Origin of the sequence: Flavobacterium zepuense (assembly GCF_007097145.1) — a bacterium.
GTDB classification, from domain to species: Bacteria; Bacteroidota; Bacteroidia; order Flavobacteriales; family Flavobacteriaceae; genus Flavobacterium; species Flavobacterium zepuense.
In genome coordinates this window covers 381181-395817 of the sequence record NZ_VJVZ01000002.1, presented here as the reverse complement: position 1 = coordinate 395817, position 14637 = coordinate 381181, and the positions used below count along the sequence as shown (strand labels likewise).

At 43.8% G+C, this 14637-nt stretch carries 11 protein-coding genes; 5 read left to right on the top strand and 6 right to left on the bottom strand.

Annotated elements, in window-relative coordinates; translation table 11 throughout:
- Positions 1-86 precede the first annotated feature (86 nt).
- Positions 87-3944 (bottom strand): hybrid sensor histidine kinase/response regulator transcription factor, encoded by a 3858-nt coding sequence (locus FMM05_RS04595; RefSeq protein ID WP_143372159.1) that lies wholly within the window; start codon positions 3942-3944, stop codon positions 87-89.
- A gap of 324 nt (positions 3945-4268) precedes the next feature.
- Between FMM05_RS04595 and FMM05_RS04590 the strand changes: the two genes are divergently transcribed.
- The 3 genes from FMM05_RS04590 (at position 4269) to FMM05_RS04580 (ending at position 7358) form a co-directional block, all read left to right on the top strand.
- Positions 4269-5174, top strand: a complete 906-nt coding sequence (locus tag FMM05_RS04590) for an SDR family oxidoreductase (RefSeq protein ID WP_143372158.1) — start codon at positions 4269-4271, stop codon at positions 5172-5174.
- Between the two features lie 49 nt (positions 5175-5223).
- Positions 5224-6147, top strand: coding sequence for a helix-turn-helix domain-containing protein (locus FMM05_RS04585; RefSeq protein ID WP_143372157.1), 924 nt, complete (start codon positions 5224-5226; stop codon positions 6145-6147).
- Positions 6148-6374: 227 nt separating this feature from the next.
- Positions 6375-7358 (top strand): Gfo/Idh/MocA family protein, encoded by a 984-nt coding sequence (locus FMM05_RS04580; RefSeq protein ID WP_143372156.1) that lies wholly within the window; start codon positions 6375-6377, stop codon positions 7356-7358.
- Positions 7359-7431: 73 nt separating this feature from the next.
- Here FMM05_RS04580 and FMM05_RS04575 read toward each other — a convergent pair whose 3' ends face one another.
- Positions 7432-8022: a T9SS type A sorting domain-containing protein gene (locus tag FMM05_RS04575; RefSeq protein WP_143372155.1), complete on the bottom strand. Its 591-nt coding sequence runs from the start codon at positions 8020-8022 to the stop codon at positions 7432-7434.
- Positions 8023-8206: 184 nt separating this feature from the next.
- Between FMM05_RS04575 and FMM05_RS04570 the strand changes: the two genes are divergently transcribed.
- Positions 8207-9079, top strand: a complete 873-nt coding sequence (locus FMM05_RS04570) for an AraC family transcriptional regulator (protein WP_143372154.1) — start codon at positions 8207-8209, stop codon at positions 9077-9079.
- Positions 9080-9131: 52 nt separating this feature from the next.
- Here FMM05_RS04570 and FMM05_RS04565 read toward each other — a convergent pair whose 3' ends face one another.
- From FMM05_RS04565 to FMM05_RS04555, 3 genes are read right to left on the bottom strand one after another with little or no spacing between them, the layout of a single operon-like run.
- Positions 9132-10139, bottom strand: coding sequence for a hypothetical protein (locus tag FMM05_RS04565; RefSeq protein ID WP_143372153.1), 1008 nt, complete (start codon positions 10137-10139; stop codon positions 9132-9134).
- Between the two features lie 34 nt (positions 10140-10173).
- Positions 10174-10893, bottom strand: a complete 720-nt coding sequence (locus FMM05_RS04560; protein ID WP_143372152.1) for a LytR/AlgR family response regulator transcription factor — start codon at positions 10891-10893, stop codon at positions 10174-10176.
- Complete coding sequence (locus FMM05_RS04555; RefSeq protein WP_143372151.1) at positions 10890-11975, bottom strand: sensor histidine kinase; 1086 nt, start codon at positions 11973-11975, stop codon at positions 10890-10892. The genes FMM05_RS04560 and FMM05_RS04555 overlap by 4 nt, the downstream gene beginning before the upstream one ends.
- Before the next feature lie 203 nt (positions 11976-12178).
- On the opposite strand from FMM05_RS04555, the gene FMM05_RS04550 reads away from it, so the two are divergent.
- Complete coding sequence (locus tag FMM05_RS04550) at positions 12179-12859, top strand: hypothetical protein (RefSeq protein WP_143372150.1); 681 nt, start codon at positions 12179-12181, stop codon at positions 12857-12859.
- Between the two features lie 68 nt (positions 12860-12927).
- On the opposite strand, the gene FMM05_RS04545 is transcribed toward FMM05_RS04550, so the two are convergent.
- Entirely contained in the window at positions 12928-14598 is a 1671-nt protein-coding gene (locus FMM05_RS04545; protein WP_143372149.1) for a sodium/sugar symporter, read from the bottom strand.
- Positions 14599-14637 lie beyond the last annotated feature (39 nt).

The window sequence follows — 14637 nt, the reverse complement described above, 5'->3', positions numbered from 1 at the left end:
AGTTTACGTTTTATTAATTGCCGTAAACCTAACTAATTGCCCATGCCAAGGCTATAACTCCTGTTTCAAATGCTGTAAACGTCGTTTCAAACGTCGTTTTTTTTAATGAAATCCGACGGGGTTATACCATATAACTCCCTGAAACAGCGCGTAAAATAAGCAGGGCTGCCAAAACCGGTTTTATACGCCACCTCAGATATGTTTAAATTGTGCTGCAACAGCGCCACGGCCTTTTTAAGGCGGTAGGCTTTTATAAGTTCGCCGGTGCTGATGCCTGTAAGGGCTTTAACTTTGCGGTGCAGGCTGGTACGGCTCATGTGCAGAGCTGCCACAAGCTCTTCTACCCCAAAGGCATCATTATCCAGGTTGGAGTTTAGCGCCTCATAAATTTTGTTGAGGAAAGGGTCAGGATCAACATTTTCGGTTTCCAAAACCCCTTGCATAGGCAGTATATTAATTTGGCTATGTATAAAATCCCTGTAACGCCGTTGCTGTTCCAGGCTGTTGTTTATGCGCAACAGCAATTCCGGAACGTTAAACGGCTTGGTAATGTAATCATCGGCACCATAAGACAAGCCGTCGAGCCTGCTCTCCATATCCGCCTTAGCGGTTAATAGCAGTACCGGGATATGGCTGGTATTGATGTCGCTTTTTAGTTCGCGGCACATTTCAAAGCCGTCCATGCCCTCCATAAGCACGTCGCTCACCACAAGGTCGGGTATCAGCTCCAGTCCCAGCGCAAGCCCCCTGTGCCCGTTAGGGGCGTAGGCAATGCGGTAGTGGGGCGCAAGGTTATCTATTATAAAATCGGCCAGTTCTTTATTGTCTTCTACAACCAGTACCAAAGGTTTTTCAGGATCGTTATTTTCAGAAGCCATAACTTCCATATCAGGCAGTGATGGCTCAAAGCTTACCCCGCTTTCTTTAAACGGAAGGAACACCGTAAACACCATGCCTGTACCGGCTTCGGTATTGTTTTGCGCAGTTACGCTGCCACCCTGCAACTCTACCAATTCTTTTACCAGCGAGAGCCCTATGCCTGTACCCGTTATGTTTTGGGCACTGTTCTTTTCGCTATAAAAACGGTCAAAAATATAGGGCAGCTTGTCCTGAGGGATGCCAATGCCGGTATCCTGTACCATGAGTTGTACGCCGGCCGCTAATTTTGTGACCGTTATATTTATTGCCGAACCTTCCGGACTGAATTTTAACGCATTTGAGATGAGGTTGCCGAGTATGCGCTCCAGCATATCGGGGGCAAAGGTATAGTTGGCCGTATCAGGCGCGATGACATTTATGGCTATCTTTTTTAAGGCAGCGTCTTCGCTAAAGGTTTCTACAATGCTTTTTATCGCCAAGGTAAGGTTGGCATTTACCGGCTGCGGTTTCATGGCACCGGCCTCCAGCTTGGCCATGTCTAACAACTGGTTGGTTAAGTTTAGCAGGCTGTTGGCATTCTTTATAATTACAGCTAACAAACGGTTGTGATTGCCGTTATCGCGTTCGTGCTTTAGCTGTTCGGCAGGGCCAAGTATAAGGGTAAGCGGCGTGCGAAGCTCGTGCGTTATGTTAGAGAAAAAGCGCGTTTTCATGGCATCGAGCTCACGCAGTTGCAGGGTTTCTTTTTCTTTAAGCGCCATTTCGCGCTTTAATACCGCCTGCCGTATCCTGTAATTACTAAATGCCACGAGGGCAATTACAGCCGTAGTTAGGTATAAAAGGCGTGCCCACCAAGTGTTGTACCATGGAGGCGATATGTTTATCTGTATGGTTTTTACCATGCTGCTCCATTTGCCCATACTGCTGGCATTAATGCGCAGCTTGTAGCGCCCCGGCGGAATTTTAGTGTACACAGCCTCACGGTTGGTACCCGCAAGCACCCATTTATTATCATAGCCTACAAGGCGGTAGCGGTACATAATATCCTGTGGCTGGTTGTATTGCAGCCCGGCATACTCTATGGTTAACGAGTTTTCGTTGTACGGCAGGTTTAACCCGGTAATGCTGTTAAGCGATAGCGGCGTAGCAATAGTATCTGCATTGGCATTATTTATTTTGATGCCGGTTATCGCAACAGGCAGGTTAAAATTATCATCTTTAACAGATAGCGGTGCAAATTCTATCCAGCCATCCATCCCGCCAAAAGCCATTTTACCGTTGGGCAGCGCCATGCTGTGAAAGCGGTTAAACTCGTTACCCGGTAACCCGTATGATATGGTAAAGGTTCGCTGTTTGTGGGTTTTGGTATCAAAGCGGCACAGGCCTTTGTTGGTGCCCAGCCATAAATACCCGGCTTTATCGGGCAGGATGGAGTAAATTATATTATCGGGCAAGCCCTGCTCTACCGAGAAGGTGGTGCATTGCATCATGGTTTTATCTAAACGTAATAACCCCTGCTGGCTAGCTATCCATAGCAGGTTACTATTTGCTACATCCTGCTCTATGCCCAATAGGTTGTTGGTAGGCAAGGAGAACTTTTTACACGACCTCATGATCCTTTGCGCTTTCTTCGTTTTGATGTTGATGTAAATCAAACCATTGGCTTCGGTAGTCACCCAAACAGTTGTGTCATCGGCATAAATATCCTGCGGCTGAATGTTCTGTTTAAAGGCTGCCTGTAACGAAAAGTACGGCTGCCATGCTTTAGCACTGGCATCATACAAAAACAAATTACCCTGCAGGTCGGCTACCAGCGGGTCGCCCTGTTTTGTTATGGTTATGCCCCTTATGGGCGCAAAACTCTCGCTACTTTGAGGCAGCGGCGGTAGTTTAACCAGTTTTTTGGTGGCATTATCATAATAGCAAACCGTGCGCATAAGCGCTATGCACAGCCTGTTGTTTTTAGTGGTGCTGCGCAGGTAGTAGGCAGGGGGCAGGTAGCCTTTTTTGCCTGCCACATCCCATTTAAAAAAACTGTTGGCATCTACACCAAACTCGCTGGCAAACAGGTCGGCTGCAAAATCTTTCTGATAAGTAAAAGCCGTAAAGTTAGCAGTAAGGTCTACCTGGTAAATACCATCGGTATTGGCACCTACCCAAATAAGGCCATAGCGGTCTACCAGGAATGCCTGGGTTTGCTCAAAATTCTTAACGCCCGTCCGGCTTCGGGCGGCAAGCCCTGTAGCATCGCTATAGCTGTAAATAATGTTGTTGGCCGTAAAATAGTCCTTGCCATCAGGCCCGGTATTTATCCACTTAATACTGTAGTTAAGGGCATAAGGCAGCGGTGTTTTCCTGAATGCCCCGTTAGCCGGGTTAAAAAAGAAAATACTCTGCCTGTCGGTCCACATCAGTTCGCCGTTCTGGCGTTCGTGTATGGCGGGCAGGTCATCGCCAAAATCAAGCTCGTCGTTAAAATCCATTGCAAACGGAATTTTAAACCTTGTAAACTTTTTGGTGATGCTATTAAACCGGCTGATGCTTTTTTGGCTCAGCACCCATAATTGTTGTTTGCTGTTGGTAACCAGGCTGCGCAGGGTATCGGCAGTAAAAGGATAATCGTTTTTTGTAAAGCCTGCCTTGCCGCTGGGTTTATAGCTGTGCAGCACGCCTGCTTTAGAGATGTACCAAAGGGTGCCATCGGGCAATACGCACCAGCCCCTTATCGTAATGTTTATTGCGTTTTTGGTAAGAATATCGTGCGTAAGGGCATGCCGTACATTGCCCGTTTTTACATTAAAAACGTCAAATTCACCCGACTCATATTTTATCCACAGGTCGTCGCCGTAGCCTTTTTTGATATCGGTAATAACGTTAGAGGCTAACGAACTGCTGTTGTTGGGCTTATGCTGAAATACCGTAAAGCGGTTACCGTCATACCGCGCCAGGCCGTTGCGGGTGCTTATCCAAACAAAGCCGCAACTGTCCTGCTCCAGTCCTGATACGAAAGATTGCGGCAGGCCGTCCTTACCCGATAAATGCCTTACGTTTTGAGCAAGGGCCAAATAAGGTGCAATTAAAAGGAATAGTAATGTAAGTAAACGGAGCAACTGTGTATTCGTATTTAGGTAATCGGGTTAAAAATACGAACGCGGGTTAAATAAATGCGCATAAAGTGTTAATAAATTCTAAAACTCTGAATCATTTTAACTGCAATGGTTGCTTATGTTTTAAAAATACAGGTGAAAGGGTTAAAAAGTTATATTTTGTTTTATAGGATGTTGAGGTAGCTGTAACGCACACATTTTTTCGGTTACAACAAAATACTTTTTGGTTACAACCCTCGGTTGGGTGTTGCTGTAATTTTGTGGTATAGAAATTATAACCATATGAAAATATTTGTAACAGGAGCTACCGGATTTGTAGGTTCGGCAGTGGTACAGGAATTACTAAAAGCAGGGCACACGGTTTTAGGATTGGCACGATCTGAGGCATCAGCCCAAAAATTAAAGGCTGCCGGTGCTGAGGCGCATTTGGGCGACCTTAACGACCTCGAAAGCATTAAGGCAGGGGTACGTGCTGCCGATGGCGTTATACACCTTGGGTTCATACACGATTTTACCCGTTTCCCTGAGGTTTGCGCTATAGATAAAACGGTAATTGAAACAATGGGCGGGGAGCTTATTGGTACTGATAAGCCATTTATTGTAACATCGGGCACGGCTGTGGCAGCTAATAATGATGTTTTAACCGAGGCCGGCCGCATACACAGCTTTACCAACCCCCGTACAGCTACAGAACTGGCCGTTGATGCGGTAGCAGCAAAAGGGGTACGCGTTGCCGTAGTACGGCTGTCACCCTCAGTGCATGGCGATGAAGACAGGCATGGCTTTGTACCGATGTTGCGGAATATTGCTAAAGAAAAAGGTAAGGCTGCGATTATTAACGAGGGCACTAATGTATGGCCTGCCGTGCACAGGCTGGATGCCGCTAAGCTATACCGCCTGGCAATAGAAGCACCGTTTACCGCCGGTACACGTTTTCATGCAGTGGGCGAAGAAGGTGTGCCTATGAAAGACATTGCCGGGGCAATTGCCAAAAAGCTTAATGTTCCGCTGGTATCGCTAACGCCGGAGGAGGCCGCCGGTTATTTTGCATGGTTTACACACTTTGCATCGTTAAACAATCCTGCATCCAGCGTCGTTACGCAAGCAACGTTGGGCTGGGAGCCTGTGCACCCGGGGCTGTTGGAAGATCTTCATGGCGATGTTTATTTTGGGCAGGACAGCGAATAATTAGTGAGAATGAATATGCGAGTATTAATTTGCTAACTTTATACTACTTATGACTACCAATGTACCCCTCAGGATAAAAACCATAGCAGAATTTCATGCGTTGCGCGGCTTGCCCAGGCCCAAACACCCTCTAATTAGCATCGTTAATTTTGATGATGTTACCAAGCCTGCCGTTAAAGGCCAGGAAAGCCTGCTGTTTGAGTTTTACACCATATCTTTAAAATGGGGCATGAACCATGTGTATAAGTACGGCCAGCAGGAGTATGCCTACGATTTTAATGAGGGCACTATGTTTTTTATGGCGCCCAACCAGGTATTAAACATCAGGATAGCCGAAGATTCTAAACGGCCTACGGGCTGGATGATGATGGTGCACCCGGATTACCTGTACGGTACATCGCTTGCCACCGCCATTAAAAAGTATGATTTCTTTGATTATTCGGCTAATGAGGCGCTGCTCCTTTCGGAAGATGAGGAGGTAAAGGTTAACCGGATCGTGCAGAACATCAGCCAGGAACACATGGAGCGGATAGATACCTTTAGCCAGCCCATTATTGTTTCGCAGCTGGAAACCCTGTTAAATTATTCCGACCGGTTTTACCAACGGCAGTTTATTACCCGCCAAAAGATAAACCATGAGGTGTTAGACAGCCTGGAGGCCATAGTGAACCAAATGTTAGACAGTGACACGCTTATGTTAGACGGATTGCCATCGGTACAACACATCGCCGATGCGCTAAACGTGTCGCCTGCCTACCTTCGCGGGATATTAAAACAGCTCACCGGCCAGTCTACCCAGCAGTTCATCCACGAAAAACTGATAGAAAAGGCGAAGGAAAAACTTTCTACCACCAGCCTGTCGGTTTCCCAAATTGCCTATGCGTTGGGTTTTGAACAGCCGCAATCGTTTAGCCGGTTATTTAAAAATAAAACCAACCAGAGTCCGCTCGAATTTAGGGAGCGGTTCAACTAAATATTTTGATGAAAAAGGGCTTAAGCCCTTTTTTTGTTTTTAGGGGTGTTTTTGGCGTAACTCAGAGTCCGAAAGTGAAATATTAAGCTTTTTTGGTTGCAGGATATCGCAAATCAATACCTGATCATTGCAAAATTTTGCAAACTCTGCAAATTGATGCAAAGTAAAACTGGGTCAGGAATTGCCCAAAAATTACTACATTTAGAGCCACCAAACTGAAGAATTATATGGGAAATTATCCTGAAATTATACGCTGGGGCATTATAGGCTGCGGCGATGTTACCGAGCGCAAGAGTGGCCCGGCCTACCAAAAAACCGAGGGTTTTGAACTGAAGGCCGTGATGCGCCGCGATGCTGCCAAAGCGGCCGATTATGCTGATCGTCATGGTGTTGAGAAGCACTACAGCGATGCCGACGCTCTTATAAACGACCCTGAAATTGATGCTGTTTACATTGCCACCCCACCCGATACCCACAAGCTGTATGCCCTTAAAGTGGTCGCTGCGGGTAAGCCCTGCTGTATAGAAAAGCCTATGGCTCCTACCTATGCCGAATGCGTGGCTATTGTGCAAGCCTTTGAAGATAAGGGGCTTCCGTTGTTTGTGGCCTATTACAGGAGGTCGTTGCCCCGCTTTTTGCAGGTTAAGCAATGGATAGAAGAAAGCCGGATAGGCGAGGTGCGCCACATTAACTGGCACCTTACCAAAACGCCGTCAACTGTTGATATATCAGGCGAATACAACTGGCGTACCGATGCTAAAATAGCCACAGGCGGTTATTTTGACGACCTTGCCAGCCACGGGTTAGACCTTTTCATTTACTTTTTTGGGGAGGTTAAAGAGGTATCGGGCGTAAGCCTCAACCAACAGGGTTTGTATACATCTAAGGATGCCGCTGCTGCCAGTTGGCTGCATACCAATGGTGTTACGGGTACGGGCAACTGGAATTTTGGCGCTTTTGAGAGGGAAGACAAGGTAACCATTTACGGTAGCAAAGGCACGATTACGTTTGCCGTGTTTGATGAGGTTTCACTGGTACTTACTAATAATGAGGGCAGTAAGGAAGCGGTAATAGCCCACCCGGAAAACATACAGCTGTACCATGTACAAAACATGCGCGATCATTTACAGGGTAAATCTATACACCCGTCATTGGGTAAAACCGGTGCGCATACCAACTGGGTGTTGGATACTATTATTGGTAATATATAGAATATCAATAGTTTATATAAAGAAAAATCCCCATACGCAAGTACGGGGATTTCTGCTATAACCAAACCTCATTTTATCTCGCAGCAATGGTTTCAACAAACGTTTTGTTGTTGTAAGTCATTACCAGCGTGAAATTTTTAGCGCCTGCCCTGTTGATGTTGAACTTCTTAGCAACGTTAGCACCTTTAAGTGTCTCGCTGTAAAGCTCGTTGTTAGCTTCATCATACATTTTTATTTGTACCGGCGCATTATTTGTATTAGCTATATTTACCGAAACCAAACCGTTTTTGTTTGTAACAACCGGTTTAACAATCTCAGCAACAGCTGTTTCATCTACTTTGGCGCTTTTACCTGTAAGGGTAATAGTGCGTCGTGCTACTTTAGCACCAGTTTCAGTTTCAAGGAAATAAGTTCCGTCAGGAAAAGCATTCAGGTCGTAAGTCCTGCTTATTTTGCCGTCTTTACCTTTAGTGGTTTCGTCAAAAATAACCGAACCATCTGCATTGTATATAGAAACGTGAACGCTGTTTGTCTCATTGATAGTAAAGCTGATAACTTTACCCATACCTTCTTTTGAAGTTACTGAAAACCCTTCATTTGCACGCACTACTGCAACGCTAAAGATCATTGCCAGTGCCAACCCGAATTTCATTACATTTTTCATATTTATTTCCTTTAAGTGGTTGTCTTAATTTTATAATGCTAAATTACACACATACCTTATTTATATATACATCTATATTTTCTTATATCTATGCTATATTAACTTTACGAAAACGTTTTTTAGTTAAATAAGGCAAATATCTATGTAAATTGACTAATTTTGTAAGGTAAAAATGTTTAAAATTATGAAAACATTAAAGCCAAGTTTTGAGGTAGTTGAACCCTCTTTTGGGAGTTCTTTTGCCTACACGCGCTATGTGCAGAATGCCAACATAAAATCGCACGTTTGGCACTATCACCCGGAGGTAGAGCTGGTGTTTGTAAACGGTGGTACCGGCAAGCGGCAGATAGGCAGCCATATATCTTATTATACGGATGGCGACCTGATACTAATAGGCAGCAACCTGCCGCACTGTGGCTTTACCGATGACCTTACCAACAATAAGGATGAGGTAGTTATACAAATGAAACCTGATTTTTTAGGAGAAGCTTTTATGGGTTTGCCCGAAACTAAAAACCTGCAAAGCCTTTTTGACCGTGCCAGGGGCGGCATTGCTTTCGGGCCGGAAACCCGTGCTAAATTTGGCGAAAGGATGGAGGCTATGAGCAGCCAGATGCCGTTTGAAAGGCTGCTTACCATGATAGAAGTGCTTAACGGCCTGGAGCAGGCGCGCGACTACAAAGTGCTTAATGCAGAGGGCTTTGCGCTGGAAACCCAGGTGCAGGATAACGACCGTATTAATATGGTGTTCAACTATGTGAAAGATAATTTTAAAGATCTTATTGCATTAGAAGACATAGCCGAGAGGGCAAGCATGACGGTGCCATCGTTTTGCCGGTACTTTAAAAAGATGACGCGCAAAACCTTTGTACATTTTGTAAACGAATACCGTGTGGTACACGCCTGTAAACTATTGGCAGAGAAACCTATAAGTATAGCCGATGTTAGTTACGAAAGCGGCTTTAATAACTTTAGCCACTTTAATAAATCGTTTAAAGAGTTTACGGGTAAGAGTGCCTCGCAGTACAGGCAGGAATTAAAAGCTATTATTAAATAGTTTACTGGCTATCTCACCAGTAGCTTGTTGATAAGGTTATTGCTTGCATACACTACTGCTTAACCGCCTTGTTTCCCCTTTTGGTAAATGGGTTATACGAGAAACCAACGCTAAAATAGCCTGTGCCGTTTTGCGTGGTAGATAAAATATAATCGTTGGTAGACTCGCCCCTCTCAGTAACCCTGGAATTAAATACATTGGCAAGCCCTACTTTAAACGTGCCTATTAGCCCATCGCCAAACCAATGCTCGTATGTAGCGCCCGATCGCGTTTCCAGCTGGCGGTAATCGTATACTTTTGCAAACCCTGGCTGGGTTGAATTTAAATAAAAACCGTCGGCTATAAGCTCTGTACCCAGATACAATCTGCCATTGGTAAAGATATCGTGCTTTATAAACGCCCTTTGCGGGAGGATGATATCAATTATCCACCCGGAATTAAACTTGTGCTCTAAGGTAAATACAGGCGCAGCCGGTACGGGCGATGCAGGGTCTATAAGCACTATGGCCCCTACTGCAATTTTAGTTTTGGCATTGGCCTTTACTACTATGGTACCACCTACAAATCCTTTTATACGCTGGGCGGCACGCTCATCGCCATCGGTAATAACACTGGCATTGTATATAAACGGCTTTTTAAACAGGGTAGAAAAATAAGTAAAGCTCAGTGCGCCGGATATGTAGTGTCTGTCGTAACTGTGATTGCTAAAAGATTGCCCCAAATCATTAAGGCCTACAACCTGATCTATATCAGCATGTTCGTATTTATAGGCTGCCGATGCCGTTACATTCCATTTTGGCTTCATTATAACCGGCAGGTTGGCGGCAATGTTTAGCTTCGACTGGTTTTTGATACGCCCTTCTATAAAATCTTCATCAAACAGTTTGCTCTCAAAGTCTTTAGGCAGGTACTGCGTGTACTTTACATCAAAAACCCTGGCAAAGGGAAACTTATCGGCAATAGCCGACTGAAACTTTTGTTTGTTGGTGGGCTCTGCCTCCTGGGCGCTTACATTAAGGCATAGCAATGCCGATGAAAATAAAAAAAGCGTTTTTTTCATGGTTGTTTTTTGATTGATTATGATGACTGAACTCCTACAGCTTACCCGACAGGTTCTTACCTAAATAAAGATCCAGAAAGTCTTTGCAAAACACATCGCCAATGGGTATCTCGGTATTTTTAATATATATGGTATGGTTATCAAACGAATCGATATGGTTTATGTTTACCAGGTACGATTTGCTTACCCTGGCAAACACGGCAGGGTTAATCTGGCTGTGTATGGTTTTAAGGTTCATGGCGGTTATTATCTTGCTGTCTTCTACATAAATAACCACGTAATCCTTTAGCCCCTCTACATACAATATGTCTTTAAATAATATTTTATGAAAACGCCTTTCTGCCTTTATAAGCATAAACTCCTGCTCAATACTTTCCATAGAGGCATTTTGCCCGCTTAGCAGGTTTTTATACACCACCGCCTTTTGCACGGCCTTTACCAAACGCTCTTTATTTACGGGTTTAACAAGGTAATCTATAGCCTCTACCTCATAGCTTTGCAATGCATACTGCGAGTAGGCGGTGGTAAATATTACCAACGTTTCCCGCGGTATGGTAGCCGCAAACTCCAGCCCAGTAATGCCCGGCATTTGTATGTCCAGAAAAATAAGGTCAACCGCATTATCCTTCATAAAGTCGCGGGCCTTTTTAACCCCGTTAAAACTGCCTATAACAGTAACATCGGGTATATCCTGCAATTGCAGCAGCATCCCTTCGCGCGCCAGCGGCTCATCATCTACAATTATACATTTCATAGCGGCAGTGTCAGGTTAACTTCATATTCATATTGCGTATCTTTTACATTGCAGGCAAAGCTATCTGCATATAAAAGTTCCAGCCTACGGTTAATGTTTATAAGGCCCAGGCCACCGCTTCCGCTAAACTCTATAGGCTCCTTTGCTTTGCTGTTTATGCAGGTAAAGTGCAGGCTGGTGTTGGTAATGGTAAAATTGGCCCGCACGTAAGATGGGTTATCTAAATCGATACTGTATTTAATGGCATTTTCTATAAACACAATAAACAGGCTTGGCGGCAGCGTTACCGCGTTAAACTCATCTTTATTATACGCCTTGTGGTTAACGGTAAGCTCAAAGGTAAAATCGTCGCGGCGAATCTTTTCCAGCTCCATAAAATCGTTCAGGAACTGAATTTCTGATGATAACTGTACCGATGCCGCATTGTTCTCGTACAACTGGTATCTTAGGAAATCCGACAACTTCATGATAATCAGCGATGCCTTTGCAGGATCTTTAGTAACCAGCACATTTACATTATTAAGCATGTTGAACAAAAAGTGGGGGTTTATCTGGTTCTTCAGCTCCTTAAGCTCCATTTGCAGCGTTGTTTTTTCAAGCTCTGCCATTTTGGTGGTGTCTTCTTTCCAACGCTGAAAAAGCTTTATGGCAGTAGAAGAGAATACTGTTAGCGTTATAATATTAGCCGCTGCTATAATCTCCCTGTAAACGCCAATCCTTATTGTTCTTGGTAATATCCTGTGCTGATCGAAATACACAACATGAATTTGCCGCACAATGGCAAACGTTATTGCTATAAGGCTTATAAGTTTAATAAGGTAGTTTAAGTATTTTCCCCTAAACAAAAGGTAGGGTACTAAAACATACATATTAATATATACCATTGTAAGAAAATAGCCCATCCACATAATGCGGATGTAAAGATCATAAGGCTCTGTAAATTCCGGACGGTCTCCACGGTCCAGCAGTGTGAGCGCCAGGTAAATCCATATCAGTAAATGGCGGTACACCCTGTATTTTTTCTCAACAAAAAAATTTACAAGCCCGTTTTGTGTGCAATATATGTCCCTTACTGCCTTCATAGTTTTAAATCCAATGCGAAATACGGCAAAACCCACACAAGGTAAAACTTATTTATACCAAACCTTGTTTATTTTATACCAACCCTTAATTGATTGAAACGTCATTTACTGTAAACGCCTTTGGTATAAAAAAGTATGCCTTTGGTATAAAAACCTGCTGCTTAAAACTATCTACAGGTAAATTTGAATAAATTTTTGTAGTTATGGAAGCAGCAACAATAGAACGATGGATTAGCGTAATTGAAGATAATGATTTTATTATTGATAAAGACAAGCGCATTGAGAACCTTATTAATTTATGGAAGTTCTCCGGCTGTTGTTCTTATGATGCCCATGTTACCGATGAAGCCCTATTAAGCACTGCCACCCAAAGCAATATACAGGTAACCTTTACCGATATGTGCCTTAAAGCTTCGCCCAAAAGTAATTACATTCGTAATATTTACAGCGCCATAACGCCTGTACTTAACAACAAAAGTGATGGTGCCTATTATATAGAGCAGCACGAGCAAAAAAACAACTTTACTGCCACGAGCCTGCTACAGCTTGAGGAAGAAATAATTAATGCAATACAGGGAAAACTTGTTACTTACAACCAGGTAAAAAAGATAACAAAACTGCATGCCACACCCGGTATTTACACCAATGTAGTGGTAAAAGACTGTAACCGTAACGATATTATTAACGCCATACAACGCACCCCGTTTACCGCTGATGGTAACACCCAATGGCTTGTTTTGGTACTGGACAGGCTGGTGAGCCAGTGCGACAGCTTTTATATTAGTGATGATGTACTGCACCCGCCTTTTACAAGCGGTTATGATAAATTATTCCTGTTCGATTTTTACAAAGGTGAAGTGTTAGAGCTCTCCACCTGCCTGTAAAAATGAAAAAGCCCTGCAATTGCAGGGCTTTTTTTGTGTGTAAAAAAACATTTATAAAACTCCAAATCTTACCAGAATACTGTGTAGAGCGCCGCAGTAACTGCTATTACTATAAGCGATCCTACTGTAAAAGAAGGAGATACTTTAAACATAGAGGCATCTACCTCAAGTCCATTGGTTTTAACGCCATTACGCGTTTCTATGGTACTAATGGTGTACATACCTAAAATACATATTATAAATACAAAGCCCATCCTGTCCAGGAACGGTATTTCGTAAATTCCGGCCGAATTTGGTACGGCAAACCCAAACTCATACAGGAACGAAAGATCTGCAAAGCCGGGAAGGAATTTAAAGAATATTGAGAATAAGAAACCACCAATGGTAGCAAACAGGGCTGCGTTAGAGGTAGCTCTTTTCCAGAAGAAACCAAGTATAAACATGGCAAAGATACCCGGGCTTACAAAGCCGGTGTACTCCTGTATAAACTGGAAGCCCCCTTTTTTATCGATACCTAAAAACGGCGCTATCATAATGGCAATAATCATAGCTGCCACAACGGTAATCTTACCTACCTGTACCTGTTTTTTCTCGGTAGCCTCAGGCCTTATGGTTTTCTTGTAAATATCCAGTGTAAATATGGTAGCAATACTGTTTGCCTTACCGGCTAACGATGCCACAATAGCCGCTGTAAGCGCTGCAAACGAAAGGCCTTTTAGCCCGCTTGGCAACAGGTTAAGCAGTACCGGGTATGCCCTGTCCGGGTTTACCGATCCGTCCTGTAGCATCTCCGTCTGGAAACCACCGTGCTGGTACAATACATAAGCTGCAATACCCGGTATAACCACGATTAACGGCATAAGCAGTTTAAGGAATGAGGCAAATAAAAGTCCGCCACGGGCCGTTTTAAGGTCGGCGCCAAGGGCACGCTGGGTAATGTACTGGTTACAGCCCCAGTAGTTAAGGTTAACGATCATCATACCACCAATAAGTACCGATAGCCCCGGTAGCTCGGCATAGTTCTCGTTATCTTTAGAGAATATCATCTGGAAATGATCCTGCGCCTGTGTAGTAAGGATGCTAAAGCCATCAAGGATGCCGTTTCCGCCAAATTCGTCCGACACAAGGCTAACAGCCAGGTAGGTAGTAATAAGTCCGCCTAATATTAAGAAGAATACCTGTATAACATCGGTAAAGCCAATAACCTTCATACCACCAAGGGTAATCATGATAGAGAAAATGGCAAGAAACGCAATACACAGGTTAAAATCTAACCCCGATATACTGCTTATTGCAAGTGCACCTAAGTATAAAATAGAGGTAAGGTTTACAATAACATACAGCAACAGCCAAAACACCGCCATGATCATGGCAACAGTGCCGTTGTAGCGCTGGTTTAAGAACTGTGGCATGGTAAATATCTTGTTTTTAAGATATACCGGTATAAAAAATACGGCCACAATAATAAGGGTAAGGGCAGCCATCCACTCATAAGTAGCAATGGCAAGGCCCAGCTTAAAGCCGCTGCCGCTCATACCAATAAACTGCTCGGCGCTAATGTTACTGGCAATTAAAGATGCGCCAATTGCCCACCATGTAAGTGAGCCTTCGGCTAAAAAGTAGTCGTTGCTGCTTTCGGTTTCCTTCTTTTTACGGTTGTATATCCACAGTCCGTAGCCTACAATAACGATAAAGTAAACAAGGAAAACGATATAGTCAGCAGTAGATAATGCTTTCATATAAAATCCTGGGTTTTAGAAAAATGGGTTTGGGTTAAA

Excerpts from the sequence above, each read along its gene's own strand:
- FMM05_RS04590 (WP_143372158.1), top strand. The coding sequence starts at position 4,269 with ATGAAAATATTTGTAACAGGAGCTACCGGATTTGTAGGTTCGGCAGTG.
- FMM05_RS04585 (WP_143372157.1), top strand. The coding sequence starts at position 5,224 with ATGACTACCAATGTACCCCTCAGGATAAAAACCATAGCAGAATTTCAT.
- FMM05_RS04580 (WP_143372156.1), top strand. The coding sequence starts at position 6,375 with ATGGGAAATTATCCTGAAATTATACGCTGGGGCATTATAGGCTGCGGC.
- FMM05_RS04575 (WP_143372155.1), bottom strand. The coding sequence starts at position 8,022 with ATGAAAAATGTAATGAAATTCGGGTTGGCACTGGCAATGATCTTTAGC.
- FMM05_RS04570 (WP_143372154.1), top strand. The coding sequence starts at position 8,207 with ATGAAAACATTAAAGCCAAGTTTTGAGGTAGTTGAACCCTCTTTTGGG.
- FMM05_RS04565 (WP_143372153.1), bottom strand. The coding sequence starts at position 10,139 with ATGAAAAAAACGCTTTTTTTATTTTCATCGGCATTGCTATGCCTTAAT.
- FMM05_RS04560 (WP_143372152.1), bottom strand. The coding sequence starts at position 10,893 with ATGAAATGTATAATTGTAGATGATGAGCCGCTGGCGCGCGAAGGGATG.
- FMM05_RS04555 (WP_143372151.1), bottom strand. The coding sequence starts at position 11,975 with ATGAAGGCAGTAAGGGACATATATTGCACACAAAACGGGCTTGTAAAT.
- FMM05_RS04550 (WP_143372150.1), top strand. The coding sequence starts at position 12,179 with ATGGAAGCAGCAACAATAGAACGATGGATTAGCGTAATTGAAGATAAT.
- FMM05_RS04545 (WP_143372149.1), bottom strand. The coding sequence starts at position 14,598 with ATGAAAGCATTATCTACTGCTGACTATATCGTTTTCCTTGTTTACTTT.